General features: G+C 65.2%; 20 protein-coding genes and 2 pseudogenes. 14 read left to right on the top strand and 8 right to left on the bottom strand.

Features of this window, described 5'->3' with window-relative positions; genetic code table 11:
• Nucleotides 1-211 precede the first annotated feature (211 nt).
• A complete protein-coding gene (locus ACWEWT_RS13065; protein ID WP_452558660.1) occupies nucleotides 212-526 on the top strand; it encodes a hypothetical protein in 315 nt (104 codons plus the stop codon).
• Nucleotides 527-610: 84 nt separating this feature from the next.
• On the opposite strand, the gene ACWEWT_RS13060 is transcribed toward ACWEWT_RS13065, so the two are convergent.
• The 7 genes and pseudogenes from ACWEWT_RS13060 to ACWEWT_RS13030 form a co-directional block, all read right to left on the bottom strand.
• Nucleotides 611-1,495: an alpha/beta fold hydrolase gene (locus ACWEWT_RS13060; protein WP_452558658.1), complete on the bottom strand. Its 885-nt coding sequence runs from the start codon at nucleotides 1,493-1,495 to the stop codon at nucleotides 611-613.
• A 271-nt stretch (nucleotides 1,496-1,766) separates the two neighbouring features.
• Nucleotides 1,767-2,216 carry a hypothetical protein gene (locus tag ACWEWT_RS13055; protein ID WP_452558656.1) on the bottom strand — a complete coding sequence of 150 codons (450 nt, stop codon included), beginning with the start codon at nucleotides 2,214-2,216 and terminating at the stop codon, nucleotides 1,767-1,769.
• Nucleotides 2,217-2,600: 384 nt separating this feature from the next.
• Nucleotides 2,601-3,407: a DUF3048 domain-containing protein gene (locus tag ACWEWT_RS13050; protein WP_452558654.1), complete on the bottom strand. Its 807-nt coding sequence runs from the start codon at nucleotides 3,405-3,407 to the stop codon at nucleotides 2,601-2,603.
• A 347-nt stretch (nucleotides 3,408-3,754) separates the two neighbouring features.
• Nucleotides 3,755-3,853 (bottom strand): annotated as a pseudogene (locus ACWEWT_RS13045) (IS5/IS1182 family transposase); the annotation flags it as partial.
• A 23-nt stretch (nucleotides 3,854-3,876) separates the two neighbouring features.
• Nucleotides 3,877-4,713: an SDR family oxidoreductase gene (locus tag ACWEWT_RS13040; protein WP_452558652.1), complete on the bottom strand. Its 837-nt coding sequence runs from the start codon at nucleotides 4,711-4,713 to the stop codon at nucleotides 3,877-3,879.
• 350 nt (nucleotides 4,714-5,063) lie between these two features.
• Nucleotides 5,064-5,729 carry a GDSL-type esterase/lipase family protein gene (locus ACWEWT_RS13035; RefSeq protein ID WP_452558650.1) on the bottom strand — a complete coding sequence of 222 codons (666 nt, stop codon included), beginning with the start codon at nucleotides 5,727-5,729 and terminating at the stop codon, nucleotides 5,064-5,066.
• Nucleotides 5,730-5,739: 10 nt separating this feature from the next.
• The gene (locus tag ACWEWT_RS13030; protein WP_452558648.1) at nucleotides 5,740-7,194 is read right to left on the bottom strand and encodes a helix-turn-helix domain-containing protein; all 1,455 of its coding nucleotides are present in this window, start codon (nucleotides 7,192-7,194) and stop codon (nucleotides 5,740-5,742) included.
• Nucleotides 7,195-7,241: 47 nt separating this feature from the next.
• Here ACWEWT_RS13030 and ACWEWT_RS13025 point away from each other — a divergent pair, with 47 nt between their 5' ends.
• The 3 genes from ACWEWT_RS13025 to ACWEWT_RS13015 all read left to right on the top strand — a co-directional run bounded on the left by ACWEWT_RS13025 (nucleotide 7,242) and on the right by ACWEWT_RS13015 (nucleotide 8,138).
• Entirely contained in the window at nucleotides 7,242-7,592 is a 351-nt protein-coding gene (locus ACWEWT_RS13025) for a hypothetical protein (RefSeq protein ID WP_452558646.1), read from the top strand.
• Between the two features lie 67 nt (nucleotides 7,593-7,659).
• Entirely contained in the window at nucleotides 7,660-7,983 is a 324-nt protein-coding gene (locus ACWEWT_RS13020) for a hypothetical protein (RefSeq protein WP_452558645.1), read from the top strand.
• Complete coding sequence (locus tag ACWEWT_RS13015; protein ID WP_452558644.1) at nucleotides 7,980-8,138, top strand: hypothetical protein; 159 nt, start codon at nucleotides 7,980-7,982, stop codon at nucleotides 8,136-8,138. The genes ACWEWT_RS13020 and ACWEWT_RS13015 overlap by 4 nt, the downstream gene beginning before the upstream one ends.
• Nucleotides 8,139-8,149: 11 nt before the next feature.
• Here the strand turns inward: ACWEWT_RS13015 and ACWEWT_RS13010 are convergent, their stop codons facing one another.
• Complete coding sequence (locus ACWEWT_RS13010; protein WP_452558643.1) at nucleotides 8,150-9,322, bottom strand: molybdenum metabolism regulator; 1,173 nt, start codon at nucleotides 9,320-9,322, stop codon at nucleotides 8,150-8,152.
• A gap of 158 nt (nucleotides 9,323-9,480) precedes the next feature.
• On the opposite strand from ACWEWT_RS13010, the gene ACWEWT_RS13005 reads away from it, so the two are divergent.
• From ACWEWT_RS13005 to ACWEWT_RS12960, 10 genes and pseudogenes are all read left to right on the top strand, one after another.
• The gene (locus tag ACWEWT_RS13005; RefSeq protein WP_452558641.1) at nucleotides 9,481-9,969 is read left to right on the top strand and encodes a DUF4265 domain-containing protein; all 489 of its coding nucleotides are present in this window, start codon (nucleotides 9,481-9,483) and stop codon (nucleotides 9,967-9,969) included.
• A 371-nt stretch (nucleotides 9,970-10,340) separates the two neighbouring features.
• A complete protein-coding gene (locus tag ACWEWT_RS13000; RefSeq protein ID WP_452558639.1) occupies nucleotides 10,341-10,625 on the top strand; it encodes a WXG100 family type VII secretion target in 285 nt (94 codons plus the stop codon).
• The gene (locus tag ACWEWT_RS12995) at nucleotides 10,622-10,918 is read left to right on the top strand and encodes a WXG100 family type VII secretion target (protein ID WP_452558637.1); all 297 of its coding nucleotides are present in this window, start codon (nucleotides 10,622-10,624) and stop codon (nucleotides 10,916-10,918) included. The genes ACWEWT_RS13000 and ACWEWT_RS12995 overlap by 4 nt, the downstream gene beginning before the upstream one ends.
• 6 nt (nucleotides 10,919-10,924) lie before the next feature.
• The gene (locus ACWEWT_RS12990) at nucleotides 10,925-12,298 is read left to right on the top strand and encodes a hypothetical protein (protein ID WP_452558636.1); all 1,374 of its coding nucleotides are present in this window, start codon (nucleotides 10,925-10,927) and stop codon (nucleotides 12,296-12,298) included.
• Nucleotides 12,299-12,336: 38 nt separating this feature from the next.
• The gene (locus ACWEWT_RS12985; protein WP_452558634.1) at nucleotides 12,337-12,864 is read left to right on the top strand and encodes a hypothetical protein; all 528 of its coding nucleotides are present in this window, start codon (nucleotides 12,337-12,339) and stop codon (nucleotides 12,862-12,864) included.
• A gap of 40 nt (nucleotides 12,865-12,904) precedes the next feature.
• A pseudogene (locus ACWEWT_RS12980) lies at nucleotides 12,905-13,834 on the top strand (3'-5' exonuclease); the annotation flags it as partial.
• A gap of 794 nt (nucleotides 13,835-14,628) precedes the next feature.
• Nucleotides 14,629-14,952, top strand: coding sequence for a hypothetical protein (locus ACWEWT_RS12975; protein ID WP_452558632.1), 324 nt, complete (start codon nucleotides 14,629-14,631; stop codon nucleotides 14,950-14,952).
• A gap of 398 nt (nucleotides 14,953-15,350) precedes the next feature.
• The gene (locus tag ACWEWT_RS12970; protein WP_452558834.1) at nucleotides 15,351-17,468 is read left to right on the top strand and encodes an oxidoreductase; all 2,118 of its coding nucleotides are present in this window, start codon (nucleotides 15,351-15,353) and stop codon (nucleotides 17,466-17,468) included.
• Between the two features lie 207 nt (nucleotides 17,469-17,675).
• Nucleotides 17,676-18,329, top strand: a complete 654-nt coding sequence (locus ACWEWT_RS12965; protein ID WP_452558630.1) for a hypothetical protein — start codon at nucleotides 17,676-17,678, stop codon at nucleotides 18,327-18,329.
• Between the two features lie 3 nt (nucleotides 18,330-18,332).
• Entirely contained in the window at nucleotides 18,333-18,725 is a 393-nt protein-coding gene (locus tag ACWEWT_RS12960; RefSeq protein ID WP_452558629.1) for a hypothetical protein, read from the top strand.
• Nucleotides 18,726-18,844 lie beyond the last annotated feature (119 nt).

The following is an 18,844-nucleotide window of genomic DNA, read 5'->3' as shown; positions in this document are numbered from 1 at the left end:
GCGGAATCGAGGGGTTCTCGCCGAAGTGGTCGCGCACCACACCACCGGATGCGAGATGCCGCCGACGAGGAACCCGGGCGGTCGGGCCGGCCGGGGCTCGGAAGATCGGACGCCGGCCTCCGCACTGCGGGGAGATCGGCAGGAAGGGTTACCGTCGGTCGAGGCAGATGCGTGTCCGTACCGGCCGACACGAACGGGAATGGTGTCTGCGATGACCGAAGTACTACCACTGGCCTACGGGTACCTGCGCGACGATCTGCTCAGCGAACGCGGCTGCGCGGAAGGCATGCTCCGAGCTGCCGCGACCGCGCTCGGCTACGAGCTGGGCACGGTGTTCCACGAGCCGCGGAGTCGGAGTGAGGGGCTACCACCCGCGTTCGTCGACCTGCTCCAGGAATGTCGGCGGGCCGCCGCGACCGCGGTGATCACACCGCACGGCCATCTGTCGGAGACGGTATCCCGAACCGTTCTGCAGACGGCGCTGGTAGCGCGGTGTGACTTGGTCGTGCACGAGGTCGGCTCCTGACGCGGGGACCTGGTTTCGGCCATGCTCTCGGCCCCGGACACCGCGGAGGGAACGTCGAGCGGAGGCTCACCGGGGTACGCGAATCTACATCGAATCCCATTGCGCCAGAGCCGTACGCACCGTCGCGACGAGAGCAAGCGGTTGATCCATCATCGGATGGTGGCCTGCGTCGGCCAATTCGACAACTGTCGCCCGACGCTTGAAAGACCCGGCGATCGCCGATGCGGTATCACGCTCGACCAACCCGAGTTCGCATCGGATGTACAGCGCGGGGATATCCACCGCCCGGAGCAGGCCGGGCATATCGATCCTCTCGTGTTCGAGCCGCTTTCGGAACATCTCGGGATCGAATTTCCAGACCCACCCGTCATCGGTGCGGCGGACCGATTCCTCCGCCACATGCCGGGCCACATAGGGCAGCACCGTGGCCTGGGCCGGCTCGGTACGAAACCTGCCACAGATTTCTTCCTTGGTCCGGTAGGCTTTCGACTTACGGCGGAGATGCCGGATAATGGCCTCTTCCGGCGGCTCTCGGAACATCGGTGAGTCGATGATCACCAGACCGGCGACAGAATCTCGATGTCGAGCTCCTACCGCGGCGGTCACCCCTCCACCCATACTGTGGCCGACGATATACGGCCGATCCGATATCCCCCCGGCCTCGGCGGCCGCGATCACCTCGTCTGCCCAGCCGTCGAGCGGATACCGGGATCGCACGGCGCTGTCTCCGTGGCCGGACAGATCGAGCGCAACTACGCGATATGTGGTCGCAAGCAACGGTGCAATATGGTCCCACCAGCCCGAATGCGCCGATCCGCCGTGCACCAGGACCACACCGGGGGCGCCGGCCGGTCCCCAGCAACGCAGATGAACAGGTCCCCCGGCGACCTCGACCTCACGATGTTCGGGCAACTCCGCAATGGCTTCCGTGAACCATCGCGGTACCGCAGACGTCACCGTCACTGTCACTGTCAACTCCTTCGCAGCAGTCGTACTCCATAGACCATATCCACCGGCATCCGCGGGACGCCGACCCCTGCTATCGCTTCCGACAGCCTCGACGATGTACGGGTGCCGGCCGGCGATCTGCGGTCTGTTCCGCCGCCGGCAGCACCGATCAGATGATCGCGACCAGCCAGGTCACCGAATCGATCGTTTCTCTCCGGTCTCCGGTTGCCCCTGGTGACTGCACCGAGGCCGGCCCGGCGAGCCGGCACGAAGCCGCGTCGTGCCGCCCGGGTCAGGTGTAGAGCAGCAGACTCAGCAGTGCCGCGTGAACCAGCCCGATCAGCGCGCCCGCCACCGCGCCCCGGGTCGCGGTGCGCCGGACGGTGGTCCAGGTCAGCGGGTAGGGACGGTTGCTGGAGTAGCTGACCCGTACGGGTACCTCCTGGCCGACGGGGTATTCACCGGGTACCGCGTATCGGCGGCGGCGCCAGTCCGCGCCCCGGTAGTCCAGCAGGGTGCGGCGATATCGCCGCGCGCATACGCACGAGGAGGGCTCGTGCCCAGAAGTGCAGGTGTGGGCGAGGACCACTGCCGGGCGGCGACCGGTGTAGCTGGGACCGCCGTTGCTGCGCAGTGCCTCGTTGAACGGCACCAGCAGGTGAAAATAGGCCGCCCCGCACAACGCTCCAGCGGCCGCAGCGACACCCACCCCGGCGATCATCCCGACCGCGAGACCAGACACCTCGTTATCGTATTGCAGACCCTCGCAAGATCAACGCGCCTGTTTCCCCTGACCAATTCACATGGTCACCTACTCCGATGCCGGAGTGGTACACCCTGGCACGGCCGAATGGCTCTCCGCGCAGCACGTGTTCATCGACGTGACCTCCAGCCGGGACGGGACTTCCCCGGAAGGATCGGCCGTACGGCACCCACCTGTTGTCGATTCGGTGGTACCTGGTCGGTCATGAAGCCGAAACCACGGTTGCGCCCGGCAGAGTGGTGCGCGAGGTCGGGGTTTCGGACCGGGCATGCATGATCGCCGTCGGTGAGACCGGCTTCCGTCCGATCCCCACAAAGGACTCGACGGCACGTCCGGCGAGAAGCGGAGGCAGCGCGGTCTCGGTTACCAGAGCTGCGCCGGCACCAGAACCGTCCAGACCTGCCCCGGCGCGAACGGGATGGCTGCACCGGTCGGGGATGTATAGGTTGCGCCGGCCTGTGGGGAGGGCCGGGACCACACAGCAGGGAACGCTTGTCCGTCCCGAAGTACGAGTGCCCGTCCGCTACCGGTCGTCTGGGCCAGGGGTGAGACGCTGCCCGCGATATCGCTGACAGCCGAGTCGTATACCTGCACACTTTCCAGCACGACCGTACTCGCCATGAGCTGTCCGGTATCGGCACCGGTGTAGGCAGCACCGTCCATGGACACCAGCCACTGGTGGTGGCCGGGTGACCAGTCGAAACCGATCACCGTGTCCGGATATCGCGCTTCCTCGTGTTGCGTGGGCCGGCCACCGACAGGCGTAGGACCGAAGTGCGGTTGCGAAGCCGATGGCCAGCCACCGCCCACGGGCAACTGATCCGAGCGGACGAACAGGTTGTGCGGAGCGTCGCGACTGTAGTCGCGGTAGTACGCCGCCGGTTGCCGATCGGCCGAGGCGTTCTGGAGCGACGAGCGATCGACAGAGGCAACCAGCTCAGGTGCGGCACCGGAGGATGCCAATGTCGGGTTGCCGAACTGGTCCAACAGCGTCAGATCCGTTTCTCGTGCGCTTCGGACCGGTCCGATCACCGGGGGTTTGTCGGTCGAGAACACAGCGGCCAACCGGCTCAAACCACCCTCGACCGGCTCGACGTAGACCAGATCGGCGGCTCCGAGCCCGACCGGTGGCCGTGCCTGCGGACTGTTGTCTATCTTCGCGACCAGCACAGGCACCCCTACCCGGGAGGAAGTGTCCGGACCGGGTGGAGCGCGCTCGGGTCGAGTACCGCTACTGCAGGCGAATACAGCGCACATCCCCAGTATCGTCAGGAACGCGGCAATCCACACCCACCATCGCTGTTGCATAGGGGTAACTCCCTAACGCACCCGATTCTACGCCGAACTCGAGCACGGCAGGAGTAGTCGAGCCGGCCGCTGAATGAGGCTCAGATGATGTCTTATATGGGGAGTTTCTCGTAGCAGGTGAGAGCGGCAGCGAGTTGTGGAAATACCGCGACGAGACAGCCGTGTCGTTTGTAGCGGACCGTCGATCGTGAATATCCGGTCAACCACGCGATAGTGCGGTCGATCTTCCGCTGGTACCGGCTCAGACGCGTGGGGTCCTCGATCCCGCGGCGGGCGATCCGGGGCAACAACGAATTACATTCACGTAAGACACCCGGTAAACCGTAACCACTCAGCGAAATTCAGCTGCGTGGTCAGCCGCCCACTGTGCGAAGGTGTGTGCTTGCAGTCCAGTGAGCTCGGCAACGTTCGTAAGGGGTGACGGTGCGGTGATCCCTGCTGTCCAGCCGGCAAGAATGCCGTCGACGGCGATGGGCGGCAGGGTCTTCAGCAGTTCCACGCGCGCCTGGGGGACGCTGACCTGCTCCACGGTGATATCGCGGCCGATGGCCTCGCCGATGTGCTGTACCTGCCTGCGTAAAGTCAGCGATTCCGGTCCCGACACGTTGTAGGCGCGATCGTGATGGCCGGGCTCGGTCAGCGCAGCCACCACGAGCGCGGCCAGGTCCTTCTCGTGAATGGGACTCGTCCACGCATCGGGGTAAGGCAGGCGAACAGCAGCTTCTTCGCTGATGGACTTCTGCCACCACCACAGCGCGTTGCCGGCGAAGATGCCAGGCCGAACGAACGTCCATTCCAGACTCGACATCTCGATCGCCGACTCGACGACGGCATGCGCCCGAGCGATCGGGTCGGTCCCGGAAACGTCCGTCAGGACGGCCGAGGACGAAAGCAAGACCACGTGTCGCACACCGCTGGACTCGGCTGCCGTGACGAACTCATCGATTCCGTCCGGCTTCGCGTAGAGAAACACCTGCTGTGCGTCTTCGAGTGCGACAGGCAAGGTTTCGGGCCGGTCGAGATCCGCGGCGACTACATCCGCGCCGGGCGGGAATCGCGCTCTGTCGAGGTTGCGGCTTGTCAGCCGGGCACGCACGCCTCGTGACTTCAAACCCGCCGCGACATGTTTGCCGACATTGCCCGTGGCGCCGAAAACTACCGTTGTCACGGTCGAAGCGTAAGCATCCGCAGCGTGCCCTCGGAACAGACTAACCTCGCGGTAAGTTGGTGACATGACGACAAGTCATCAGGTCGAGTACCGCATATGGCAGGACACAAGTGACGCGTTCAACAGTGACTGCCCTGTGATCAGCATGTCGGGGTGGTGACTCACCTCGCGGGCCTTCGCCGCGACATACATCGCGAGGTGCACGCACTCGTGTCAGGCATGACGGAAGTGCGAAAATCTCGTCACCGTCGCACCGCCAACCGGGCAGAGCTTCAAGAGGTCGGCGATCTCGCTGTCATCCAGCGGCGGGGGCACAGGAGTCATAAGGCCACGTTCTACAGGATGTGCGGTCAAGCATGGAGTTGAACACTTCGATCTATCTCTTGGGCAATCAGCCTTGTAAGCGGTTCGTGTGAATCACGGCTCAAATGCGCACCATCGATCCCCGCACACGCGACGGTCGCCGCGTCCACGAACAGAGCGCCGCGCTTGCGAGCAACTCGGCTTATCGCCGCAGCGAGTTCGCGCGACTTGCGCGCGGAGTCAACGTCGTATTCGGAACTTTGCTCGGCAAACGCCGGCTGGTCGGCATCGAGATGGATCGGACTGACAAGCAGTACCGCCGGCACTCCACCGGTGCGGGTCCAAGCAGTGCGCTCGATATTGTCGATATAGCCCTCGAGCGCGGTAGCGACATCCTCTACTTCTCGGCCGAACTTGGTTTTGAGGTCGTTGTTCCCCAGCATAATTACCACCATATCCAGGGGCGAGTGGCTGCGTAAGCATGGTTGGAAGTACATTCGGCCATTGCGATCATCTCGACCCGGGTCGTCGAGGTCCGTGGTGCGACCGCCGAGACCTTCCTCGATGATGGCGTACCCGGTACCCAATATTTTCTGCAGCCGCCCAGTCCAGCGCACGTCCACTGGCCAGCGGCCGCGCTCCTCGGCAGGCTGGCCGAAGGTATTGGAATCCCCGAAACACAGAATGGTAAATGCGGACGGGTTAACAATCAAGGTCGCACTCCTACAGCTCACACGATATTCCGAGATGGTCGGCCACGCCGAGGAGTTCATTCGCCTGTAGCCGACTCCGCCGATTCATAAGTTCATTGGTCAGCTCGTGGGCTAGGGATATGTGAACTACGAACTCTGGCGCCATCGAGCACGCTCGACGAAGCGTATCCAAGGCCCCTGCATCGTCTCGGCTGCCGATCTGAGCTTGAGCAACGTTTACGAGCCGGCGGCTCTGCAGTGTGGGCGGGATACCGGTGTCACCGCCGGTGATAACACTGGCAAGCTTCAGAGCTTCCCGCGGCCGATTCCCCGAGATCTCGTTGATGACGCCGAAACTAGCGGCTGAGGTGCGACCGAACACATTGGACGCCTCGGGCCGACTACGATAGTCGTCTTCTATCTGCGTCCCGGCAGATTCACACAACCGAAGGAATCTTCTCGCTTCGCGGTGGTCTCCCGTTCGAGAAGCCGCAAATGCCGCATAGCACAGAAGCTCTCCCCAGATTGCGATATGGCGCGGTGTGGCAGTGGACAATCGCGGCTCGATGCCAACGGCGGCTTCTTCGGCACACGCGACCGCATCGTCGTACAGGCCGCTTTTTGCCAAGAGCCATGATTGTGATCCTTTGATCGCAGCCCGCGTCAGCTCGTCCCCGCTTTCTGCGGTTAGTGCATCCGCACGGACAAGCGCGAGAGTCGCCAAGTCCGCATGCGCGACGTAGCCGAGCAGGTTGGAGGAGGCATGCAATAGTTGCGCGAGCAGAATATTTACCCGCCGGAGACTTTCCCCGGTTACCTCCTCGGCAGCGTTGTACGCTCCCGCCAACGCGGTGAGAAGCCCACGCTCCATTTCGCCCAGCCGGGCCGAAAAAAACAGATGCCATGTACTCACTACCGCATCCGTCATCTCGAACTCATTGGCTGGCGGCGCATCGGGGACGCATCCCATAAGCATCCGCCGCAAGGTAGATACCTTGTCATCGTGCGAGCCGCTGCGCGAACTATCCGGGACTCCATCGCCGCTCGTCCGGATCATTACCGTAGATGACCGCGAGAAACCGTTCGATGCTCCGGCAGGTTGCGGGGATGTGTTAGCGGACGCCGTTCGCCGACCCTGGTGAAGCGCTGCGTCGAAGCGAGCCCGCTGCTCGTCGTCGAGCCTCCTGCGGGCAGTGTCCATGCACTCGGAGTACTTCGCGCCGAGGGTGATGTCGGCACCTCTGCGCTCCCATTTTCCGACCGACTCGATCGAACAACCGATCCGGTCGGCGAACTGAACCTGCGTATCCCGCAACGCCGTACGCAGCGCGGCGACCTCGAACCCAGTCCACTTGATAATCGCCATCTTTCGGCGTTCTCCCCTCCGCTGCAATACCGCCAGGGTACGGCCTCCGTACGGGTTCAGTGTGTCCTTCTGCCGCAAGAACACAGCAATGCTGAAACCGATCAATACCGCAATCCGCACAGGCGCACGCTCGACTTTCGCCCCGACAGAACCCGGAGCCGACCGTTATGCCCGTTCCCTCAACCGAAACCACCGTCCGCGAGCCGACCTGCGTGGACCCGATCCCTTCCGGTACCGCCCCGGTCGACGACCACCTGCGTCAGGAACTACCGAAACTCCCCACCAGACGCGCGCACAACCAGTCGATGGCGGCCAACCTCCAACTCTGGCACACCCGCAGCCGCGACCTCCTCGAGCGCGTCGCCGCCGGCCTCCGCCACCTCGACCACCCAGCAGCTTGCAAGAGCACCGACCCCATCCGCGGGCGAGCACACGCCATCCACCTGATGGCCGACCACACCGAACACAACTGCCTCCGGTTCCGGCTCGCGGCACAGTACATCGAGGACCACCAGTGACCGCCGGCCCGAGGGCGTGCGGCTCGGTCTCGGCACGTCCATATCGAATCGTGGAGGGGCAAGCACTGTGACGGAACCGGACGCACCGACAAGAGCGGTTGCCCTCCTGCACAGCACCCACGACCCGGCCACATATGAAGGACTGACGCGGAAACACCGGCTGACCATCGTCCACACCGTCCACACGGATACCGCCGCCGTCCTGGCCGCGCTGATCGCCGTCCAGCACGCCCTGGAGCACGCCGCGGACGCGGTCGTGATCCCCCACCTCGGCACCCTCGAGCCGCGCACCCCGTGGTGGGTGGTCACTCGAGCCGCCGACCTGATCACCGGAACACAGCGGTATCCCCTGGGGTCGGCAATCACCACACAGCACCGGACCGAACAGTGATCACGCTCGGATTCGCCATCGCGATCGGCCTGCCACTCGCCGTGCTGATCCTGTCGGTGACGCTGCCCGAACACCGGGACAAACGAGGAACCACCCGCGTGCCGAGAGGGCGGGCACGGCCACCGGACACACCCGACGACCGGCCGTCCCTGTGACCGGTCGGCGGTCAGATCAGCTGCCGGATGTCGCCGCGGACTCGGTAGAAGAAGCCGCGCTCGGGCTCGTCCACGTCATCGACCACATAGCGGGCACCGCAGCGCCACAGGTCCTTGGGGAACTGGACCTCCAAGGACAACACGTGATCAGGGGAGACAGCGATTACGCACTGCTCGCCGTTCTGTAGCACGCATTCGACGACAACGCCGGTCCCGGCGTCGGAGGTGACCTCGACGGCGTTGCCGGGCGCCACGGCGGAGATCTCCGGAGCCGTCACCGACACCGTCTCGGGCAGCACACCCTGCTCGGCGTCGCGGAAGGCGGTCTCGCCGACATCGAGACAGGCGAGGGTTCCGGTGGTGGTGACCAGGTACAGCCTGTCGTCGTGGTACTGCATGGAAGAGGCCGAGCCGCAGCCGGTGGCCCATTTCCACGCACCGCATCGCGACATGTCCCAGCAGTACACCGAGGAGCAGTCGTCCCCGGCGAAGACGCGGCCGTCGGGGGAGGTGGCGCAGGACTGCACCGGCGCATCGCACACGTAGCCGATCCCCGCCCATTCGTTCTTGCCGACCACCTCGACAGAGTTGTCATCGGTGCCCGCGTAGAACGCATTCTCGTCCTGGCAGCCGGACAGGACCGCGCCATCGGTGTCCTCGTGACACACGCGATATCCGGCTTCCAGGTCATATCCGGTGACACCGGCGGAATGCCCGTGGTAGACGGCGTGCGAGTCGATCTGGATCACCCCGCCCTCGTCGCCGGGATTGCTCCACAGCAATTCCCCGTTCCAATCGATCGCGGTGATGACACCTTGCCGGTCGGTGACACAGAGGCGGCCTTCATGGATGTCGAGCGAGTAGATGTCGGTTTCGGCCGGTATTTCGTAGGCGACTCGCGGCACCGTGCCGGACAGGTCGTAGACGTGGTTGTCGGCGCACGCGGCGTAGATCCAGAAGCCGTCGGCCACAACGCATTCGACCGCACCCGGCAGTCGGAACCGTCCGGTGACCACGCCCTCCGGCGTCAAGGTGAACACATCACCGCTCTCGGTGCCCACCCAGCAGCCCCGTTCGTCCACGACGACACCGGAAGCGGCGGCGCCGGAACGAAAACTCCACAGCACCGGCGCGGACTTCACATCCTCGGACTGTTCGAAACCGATGTTGTTCCCGATTGCCATAGTTCGCCTCGTCGCTTTGTCGGATCAGAACGCGACAAGTTAGCAAGAGACACAGACATTCGGAGAAAGAGCCTGCCCGTCCTGACAATCCGGCACAGCGCTTGCTTCGTCCGGGCTCCGAAGTCCGGTGCAGTGGATGCGGTGTGGATGATGGTTCGGTGACCGACATCAGTGACGACCATGTGAAGGTCCACTTCCGAATGGACATCGACGAGGACGGTTGGCCCCCGGCGAGCGTCGAGAGCCTGTGGGCGGTGAACCTCGGTGACGGCACGGTGCGGTTGGACAACACGCCCTGGTTCGTCCGTGGAGTCGCCAACGGGGACATCGTCACCGTGGGGCCGGATGACGAGGGCCTTCTCTGGGCCGGGGAGACGGTCCGGCGGTCGCGGAACTGCACCATCCGACTGATCGTGCTGAAGGACGACGGCTCGGCGGCCGCCCGGCAGAGTGTGCTCGATATCTTCCACCGCCTCGGCGCGACAGGTGAAGGCATCGAGCGGTACCGGATGGTCGCCTTGGATGTGCCGCCGGAAGCGGACCTGTCGAAGATCCGCGAGCTGTTGGAACACGGTGAAGAAAAGAAATGGTGGTACTGGAAGGAAGGGTGTGTCACCCCGGCCTGGGAAGCCACAACTCGAGGGTGAGGCAGCGGGCTCCGCGGCGATCAGGACAGTAATTCGAAATGGCTGCGCCCTCTGCTGGATCGGTGATCTCACAAGGTTTCCGCCGACTCGGTGTCGCCGATGGGCTCGCCGATGATCTGCTGAAGCCGAACGAGAATCATCGGACAGGCCCGATCACCGGTAACCGAGTTCGGCGCGACCACCGATCAGCGCAGGCTCACCCGTTCGGCAGCACAAGTGATCACCCCCGGCCGGTCCTCAGGATCCGCGACCGGGCAGAATCCCACCTGATCGATGGATACGAGGCCTCGGAGCGCCCAGAAATCGTCTGGTAATTTCACGCTCATGGTCGATACAGGGGAACTCCGCAAGGCGTCGGCGGTGTAACTGTTGTGCCGGAGGAGGTGCGGTCGGTCGGGCAGTTCGTCGCCGATATCGCCAGGAACTCTCGCGCAGGACTTGATTCGGCGAGTACCGAGGTCGATGCCCTGCTGGCCGACGGGTGGCGCGGTGATGCGTCGGACGAGTTCTCCGGCGGATGGACCGAGCTGCGCGACGGCGGCATGAAGATCCTGCAGGCGTTGGACGGGATGGCCGAGGAACTCGGCGTACAGTCCGACGCCTATCAGGGCACCGACGACGGCGTTTCGCAGCAGTTCCCGAGCTTGAACATATGAACCCCGAATTCACGGTCGATCTCGAACATCTCGATCAGCTCGTCCTCCGGCTCGCGAACCTCGCAGGCTATCTCACCGAACAGCTCGATCTGATCGACGACAAGGTCGCGAGCCTGGACGGAAACTGGGAGGCACTCGCGGCCGCCGCGTACCGGGATGCGCACACTTTGTGGTCGGTCGGTGCTCGCGAGATCGCGGCCGGAATGGCCGATATCAGCGACGCCACCCGCGCCGCACACGACCGGTACACCCGCGCGATCGAGGTCAACCGTCAGATGCTCGGCGGCGGGTGACCGCCCATGTGGGTGAACTGGGAAACCTACTACGAGGCCGCCGAACAGTGTCACGATCTGGCCGGTGAACTCCGAACGGCGGACAGACCCGTGCACGACGCGGTCAAGGGTGACTGTGCGGGCATGGCCGGGGATGCCCCCGGCTGCAAGCAGTGGGGCGAAACATACGATGCACACGCGTTGGCCGCGTTGCAGACGTGTACGAACCTGGCAGACGCGCTGACGAACTTCGGGTATGTGCTGTACGCGATCGGGTACAACCACGGGGGCTCGAACACGAGCAACCCGCCACGCCCGCCGACAGCGGAGGTGATGATCCATTCCGTGCAGCTGCCGACGTCGGTCGCCGACAACGGCAACGGTCTGCGCCACGACGGCGGGGTCCAGGCGTTCTTCGACAATCTGTCGAGCAAGATTGTCGAGCAGTTCGGCAAGTTGGCCAACGGTGATGTCGACAAGCTCGCTACCGCCGGAACGACCTGGTCGACCTTCGCCGGCCACGCCAGCATCACCGGTGCAGGCTCTCGTATCAGCGGTATCGCCGGCATGCTCGCCGGTATGGATGAGCCGCGCACCGCGCAGCTCATCACAAACCATTTCGACACCCTGAAATCGGCGGCGGACCAACTCGCCGGCGCCACGCAGTCGATGGCCGCACCCGTGGCGAACTACCGCACCGCCACCATCGACATCAGCAACGAGATCACCGGCGAGGTCAACACCCTGCTGATCGAGATCGGTGTCATAGCCGCGGCCGCAGTCGCCGCATCCTGGCTCAGCTTCGGCGGCAGCCTCGCCGCCGGCACCGCAGGGATCGCCGGTACGGTCACCGCCACCGTCAACACCATCCGAGGCCTCTGCCAGGCCAGCCGCCTCTACCGGCTCCTGGGCGTCGCCGCGGTCGCGGCGACCGCCGTCGGCATCGTCAAAGAATTCGATGCCATCCCTGATCTCAATCCGATCTCCGCCGCCCTCGCCGGGATCATTGCGCTACGTGTCAATCTGGACGACGACGCGAGCGCCGGTGACGGCGCAGACAAGGAATCGGGCTCGGTGGCGAAGACCACCGAAGAGAAATCCAAGGCCGTCAAGGACGTCGTCACCGACGAATCCGGGAAGCTGATCGGTACCGAAGACGCGACCGGCGTGCAGATGGTCTCCCAGAAGGAAGTCGACGCCGCGCGCACCGAACTGACCGAGAAACTCGGCCCACCACAGGTCAAGTCCACCCCCAAGGGCAATATCGAGGTCTGGGAGGTATCGGGTGACCCGAAGTCGACGGTGACGTATCGTCCGTTCAGCAAGTCCGGCGGGCCGACACTGGATTTCAACGACGTTCCCGGGGTACAGATCAAGCGATGGCATATCCCGGGTCAGTAACCTGATCGTCGCCCCTATCGTCAGACAAGGATGAGTGCGTGCAGACATCGGCGAACCTGGAATACGAGGGGACTTCCTTCATCAACTTCCGGGACTTCGACTTCCCGGAGGGTGGCAATCCCTCGCGACAGTGGATCGATATCAAGCAGTTCACCATCGCCGCGCCCCCACCGCCCGATCGCGATCTGCTGTCCGCCTTGATCGGCGACCAATACTTCCGTGACGACTACATCGGCGGCGGGGTCGACCCGGCGGGCACCCGCCACGGCCCGTACTGGATCGACCGGATTTCCCCGGACTCCTACACGCCCGCATCGGCCGATTCCGTCATCGCGTTGGTGACGCGCTGGGTCGATCAGTGCGGCGTCGTACCGGACGCGCTACGCCAGGTGATCGACAAGGAAGTGTTCGGTCCGGCCCGCACTGCCACACACATAGTCACACTGCCCCGGCTCGACGCTTCAGCGGTCAACGATTACGGGTTCATCCACACCGAATTTCACGAGATCATCACATTCGACACGGTGGGCAGGACGCTCCGGCTCACAGTTGCCGCCGACGATTAGTCTCGGGATGTCTACATCGTGCACCCCGACGGTCGCTGCCGTACCCGCCGCGCGGCCACAGCGGATCGCGGTGTGGAAACTCGTCGAGGCCTACCGGCGCCGGAGCCGGATGGACGATACCTTCAGCTTCCCCGAAGTGCTGGCCGTCGCCGCGGAACACCTGCGCCTGCGCGCGCACTCGGGAGCCGGCCATCTCGCCGACCATGTCCTCGTGGACGAGGCGCAGGATCTGCACGCGACCCATTGGCGAATGCTGCGCGCCGCGGCCGCCGAAGGCACGAACGACCTTTTCATCGCCGAGGATTCACACCAGCGCATCTACGGACAGCCCGTTGTACTGGGCCGTCTGGGTATCAAGATCGTGGGCCGGTCCCGGCGGCTGACCCTCAACTATCGGACGACGGCGCAGAACCTGCACCTGGCCATGAGCATCCTCGACGGCGCCGACTACCACGACCTGGAGGAAGGCGAGGAGTCCACCGCAGACTACCGCTCGGCGCGCAACGGGCCGAAGCCCGATCTGCGCCAATACGATTCGACCGCCGACGAACTCCACACAGTGGCGGAACAGATCAAGGCGTGGCTGCAGCCGGACAACAATGCAGACCGCAACACCATCGCTGTCCTCACCCGCGGCCTCAACGACCGCAACCAGATGGTGCGTGGACTCGCCGAGCGCGGGGTGGACGCCCGCGCGCTGGACGAGAACCCGCCCGTCCCCGGGTACCTCCAGGTCATGACGATGCACCGATCGAAGGGGATGGAGTTCTCCCGGGTGATCCTTGCCGGCATCGACGAGGCTCACGTCCCCTCACGGGCAGGCTTCAACGGTGTCCCCGTGGAAGAGCGCGGCGAAGCGGATCTGCGGGAACGGTCGCTCCTGTATGTCGCGGCCAGCCGGGCGCGAGATCAGGTGGTGGTCACCTGGAGCGGACGGCGGTCCGAGCTGCTGGGCCTGTACACGAAGTAGCTTTCGCCGAGACCGTCTCGCCGAAATCATCCGGCGCGTCGGCCGGATCGACGATCGCCGGATCCGCGATGGCCGACCTACCCAGGCCGAGAATCTGTTGGTCGCGTCCGGCGTTCCGCGGCGCGGTGGCATGTTCGCGCCCAGCGGCGCCCACACTGGTTGCCGGGGCCGCCGGGCTGCTGCAGGTCAGTGAACGCTGGAATCTCGAACGATCTCGGCGGAGATGTTCATCATGCGGAAGCGGAACTGGCGGTCACGACCCTCATGGGCCCCGCTGTACAGGGTTTGAATCAATTCCTGGGTCGAGCCCGTCGCAGAGTCGAGGACTGTCCGCTCGATGCTGTCGGAGAACAGACTGCCCTACGAGGCCGTCAGCCGAGTGCCGTACGAGTGGCCCAGGTGGTCACCGTCCCGATGCCGAGGCGATGGCGACTGATGTCCAGATCGTAGGCAGCCCGTTCGGTCGGATGCCGAATCGGCGATGTTCATATCAATTCTCATAGAAGCACAGCACCGAGGACCGATATAGCTTCAGTATTGATCGTCCAGATTCCGACCGAAGACGCCTATACAAGCATATTAATCCTGTCAATGATCCGAATACCAGGAGATAATCCGGCACAGACCAAATCGCTACAGACCAGTACAAGCGCCTGATAAGTTACTGACTATTCCTAGTTTGATGTCCTTGCCATGCAGGCCGGAGCATCACTGCGGTATCCCGCCGGCACGGCACCGGTCCGCACCCGCGAGCCGATCCACCCACCACCGTTCGTCGACCATCGGAGAGAACAATGACGCACACTCCACTACGCCTGACCGTCACCGCTGTCGCGGCGGCCGCTCTGATCGGCACCGCGGGCGTCGCCACGGCCACTCCCCCCGCCGCCGCGCCGCGGCCGGCACCGGTCGCCGCGGATGAAGGCGGGACCGGCTCGGCAATGGCCGACTCGGGGTCGGCGGCCGCCCAGTCGGCAGTCGGAGCCGTCCGGAACGGCGACGTCATCGGAGTTCTCGTCCTACTCGCGCTCACGCCCTTTCAAATGCTGACCGGCGGTGTCTGCGACCTCGCCAGCTTCTCCGCACTGCCGAATCCGTGTGCGCCGAGCACCTACTGATTCACACCCACCCGACTGCACGGGACCGTCGGCGGCGGATGCGGCAGTGATTCGGAAGCACCGAACCGAGCGACCCGGGCCGCCGCACCGGATCTCCTTCCCACGAGGGCACGTCACATAGGCCGGGCCGCGCACGGCCGACCGCCGGGCCGGTCTTGCCGGACCGAGGCATCCCCGTGGTCCCGCCGCCATCACCATCGCGGCGTCGACCAGCTCGACGGCTTCGGTACAGCCGGGCGATATCGCACAAGGGGCGCGCCGAGGGCCCGGGCCGCGCGGCGACCTCCGTGAACAGGGTCGCGGGTGGCTACGGTGACGAACATGGGTGCGGTCCGGTCGAGGTCTCGGTGATCGGGAGCGATCCGTCACGTGACCGCCGCGGCGATCTAGCTTCACTAATCGTGATCGGCACGCAGACCTTCCCGCACCTGCTCGCTCCCGGGACCATCGGCCCGATGTCCCTGGCCAACCGCGTGGTCATGCCGGCGATGGATATGAACCTCTGCGACGACGGTGAGATCGAGCAGGGCGATATCGACCATTTCGCCGCCCGCTCGGCCGGCGGGACAGGGCTGATCATCACCGGTGCCTGCGCTGTCGCGTATCCGATCGGGTGCGCGAGCACCAAGGAACCCGGTCTCTCCGAGGACCGTTTCCTACCCGGGCTGAAAGCCCTCGCCGATGCTGTCCACGCCGCGGGCAGCAAACTGTGCGTACAGATGACGCACCACGGCAAGATCGCCCGGATCGATACCGTCCAGGGCCGGCCGCTGCTGGTTCCGTCGGAGCCGGGCGGCGCCGCCGATCTGTCCGCGCTGGCGGACAACACTCCCGGCGAGCTCCAGAAGATGGGCGCGGTCACCGGCGGTAAGAAGGCCACGTATCACGAAGCCACCAAGGACGATATCGACTGGCTGGTGCGTTGTTTCGCCGCGGCCGCCGGGCGGGTGCGCGACGCCGGCGGGGACGCGGTCGAAATCCACGTCGCGCACGGCTATGTGCTCGGCGGCTTCCTGAGCAGGGCGGACAACCGGCGCACCGACGAGTACGGCGGATCGCTGGAGAACCGGGCGCGCGCGGCGGTGGAGGTGATCCGCGCGGTCGCGGCGGAGGTCGGCGATTCACTCGCGATCCTGGTGCGGGTCGCCGGGCGCGAATTCGGTGAAGAGGGAGCGCTGACCACCGCGGAGGCGGTGGCGGCCGCGGTGCTGTTCGAGGCCGCCGGCGCCGACGCCCTCCACATCACCGGGTGGGGTCGCAACCCGTTCGCCAACTTCACCGACGGCCCGCTGCCCGACGGGGTCGGCGCGTATCTCGGGACGGCGGCCGAGGTGAAGAAGGCGGTATCCATTCCGGTGATCGCTGTCGGCCGGGTACTCCCGGAGGTCGGTGAGAAGGCGATCGCGGCGGGCGCCGCCGATTTCGTGGCGATGGGACGGCAACTGCTCGCCGACCCTGACCTGGTGAACAAACTGCGAGCGGGACGTCCGGAGCAGGTCCGCCCCTGCATCAACTGCTATGTGTGCGTCCAGGAGAATTTCTGGGACGACACTCCCCTCTGCGCAGTGAATCCCGCGCTGGGCGATGAAACGCTACTTCCGCTGATGCCCACCCGCACCCGCAAGCACGTTGTCGTCGTCGGTGCGGGCCCGGGCGGACTCGAAGCCGCCCGCGTGGCCGCCGAACGCGGGCACCGGGTCACGGTGCTGGACAAATCCGACCGGCTCGGCGGCACCCTGTGGTTCTCCGGCCTCACCACTCCCGACAACCAGCAACTGCTGAAGTGGCTGACGGTTCAGGTCAAGCGCCCCGAGATCGATATCCGGTTGAACTCCGAGGCCACCGTGCCGTCGATCAGGGCGCTGCACCCGGACGTGGTGGTCGTCGCCACCGGTGCGGTGCGCGGGCGTCCGGCGATTCCCGGTGGCGATCTCCCGCATGTGCACACCGGCGATACACTGCGTGCCCTCATGACCGGTTCCGGCGACGTCGCACAGGTATCGCCGCTGCTGCGAACCATCGCCAAGCTGGGCAAAATCACCGGTATCACCAGGAGCCCGGCGGCGATCCGCGCCGTCACCCGCCGGTATCTGCCGATCGGTAAGAACATCGTCGTGATCGGTGGATCGCTTGTCGGACTGGAGCTCGCGGAGTTCCTGGCCGAACGCGGGCGGAACGTGACCCTCCTCGAAGAGGGCCGGCAGCTCGGGGTGCCGATGGCGATGCCGCGGCGGTGGACCGCCGTTCGCCACGCGGGCGAGGCGGGCGTACGCCTGCACCGCGGCGCCACGGTGCTACGGATCACCGAGGCGCACGTCGAGTTCCGCATCGGGGACGAAGTTTCGGCCGTACCGGCGGATATGGTGGTCGTCGCTTCCGAAGTGTCGGCCCGGGCGCCGCTGGCCGAGGCGCTGGTGGGCACGGTTCCCGAAATTCATGTGGTGGGAGACGCCGCGAAAGTCGATTACATCCAGGGTGCGATCCATACGGCGTGGAAAGTCGCGACCGAGTTGTGAATTCCGGCGGCCTGTCTTCTCAGGACGACCGCGCACCGCGCCGCCGGACTCCGCCCGGCCATACGTGCCCCGATCGCACGGGACGGGATCGAACACGAGCTGGATATCCACCGCCCGGCCGAGGGTGGTCAGAGCCGGGGAGAGACCGGGCGCCGACTCTGGCAGCATCCCGAGCGCGTTCGGTTCGCAACGCATAGCCTTCAGGGCATGCGCCGTGGCGACTGGTTTCGTGTTCTGCTGTGCCTGGCCGTGCTCGGCAGTACCAGCGGATGTTTCGGCGCGGTGGACCGCGCGGAATTCGAGGACCGGATTCGAACACGCGGCGGCGGATTGGTGAGCGCCCTGCCGCAGGCCGCGATCGCCGCGCTGGCCCAGCGCATCGGTGCCGAAGACCCGGATATGAACGTCATGCTTCTCACGGCACCGAACTCCACCCAGTTCCGGCTCGTGGTGAACAACCAGCCGACCCAGGTGACCGACTTTCTCGCCGGCGGCGATTTCACCGCCCGCGAACCCACTGTCCGGCTGCGCGTCCGGCCGCCCGGTCTGCCCCGCGTGCTGGACGACTACTCCTTCACGCTCGGCGACCTGAGTGCCCCACGCCCTGTGCGGGTTTCTTCCGCCGACGACCTGGACGGCGAGAACTTCACGATGAGCGAGGTGCCCGGCCTCTCGCGTATCGAGGACATAGTCGACACCGCCCGCGCACGCAGCGAAATACCGGACGGTCAGGTCACCGCCGTTCTGGTGAGCCGCTTCGGCCGCGACATCCGCATCGTCGCCAATGTGGCCTCCGCCCGTTCGGAGGTGGTCGCCGAATTCGACCACACCGGCGCCTTTCTCCGAGCCGACCAGGTGTAGCCGATGCCCCGAGTAGTGACCAGCCTCGCGACCGGCTTCATCGTCGGTGCCTTCAGCATCGTCGTGCCCGTCGCTATCTGGCCCGGCGAAGCGAAACTCACCGCGCCCCTGTTCTGTTCCGCCCCGGCCACCGAGCCTATGGTCGTCTCCGACACCTTCCACGACTCCGAAGGCACCTCCACCAACTACACCCTCTACTGCGTAGGGGACCACGGCGTTCTCACCGACGAGGGCTTCGCTCTCCCCATGCTGGTGATACTCACCGCGCATATCGTGATCGTGACGACTCTGGTACTGCTCGCCACATCCCTCGCACCCAGGACAGCGGCTGTTCGAGATCCCCTTCGATCGGAACCGCATCCGCATGTCGGTGCCGAGGACTACTTCGAACACTGACCCTCCTGCCGCTGCTCGGCGGGCCTGCCCGCGCGGAGCTGTTTCTTGCGGCGACATACCGGTCGGCCAGGAACACAAGTCGGCTCGGAGTTCGAACGTTTCGCGCTGCGCTGCGGGCT

This window comes from Nocardia sp. NPDC003963 (assembly GCF_053605105.1).
Note: the sequence above shows the minus strand (reverse complement) of the source record. Positions and strands in the feature narration are given on the sequence as shown.

Bases quoted from the DNA above. Each gene is read 5' to 3' on its own strand.
- ACWEWT_RS13065 (WP_452558660.1), top strand. From the start codon at position 212: ATGACCGAAGTACTACCACTGGCCTACGGGTACCTGCGCGACGATCTG.
- ACWEWT_RS13025 (WP_452558646.1), top strand. From the start codon at position 7,242: ATGCCCGTTCCCTCAACCGAAACCACCGTCCGCGAGCCGACCTGCGTG.
- ACWEWT_RS13010 (WP_452558643.1), bottom strand. From the start codon at position 9,322: ATGGCAATCGGGAACAACATCGGTTTCGAACAGTCCGAGGATGTGAAG.
- ACWEWT_RS12995 (WP_452558637.1), top strand. From the start codon at position 10,622: ATGAACCCCGAATTCACGGTCGATCTCGAACATCTCGATCAGCTCGTC.
- ACWEWT_RS12990 (WP_452558636.1), top strand. From the start codon at position 10,925: ATGTGGGTGAACTGGGAAACCTACTACGAGGCCGCCGAACAGTGTCAC.
- ACWEWT_RS12975 (WP_452558632.1), top strand. From the start codon at position 14,629: ATGACGCACACTCCACTACGCCTGACCGTCACCGCTGTCGCGGCGGCC.
- ACWEWT_RS12965 (WP_452558630.1), top strand. From the start codon at position 17,676: ATGCGCCGTGGCGACTGGTTTCGTGTTCTGCTGTGCCTGGCCGTGCTC.
- ACWEWT_RS12960 (WP_452558629.1), top strand. From the start codon at position 18,333: ATGCCCCGAGTAGTGACCAGCCTCGCGACCGGCTTCATCGTCGGTGCC.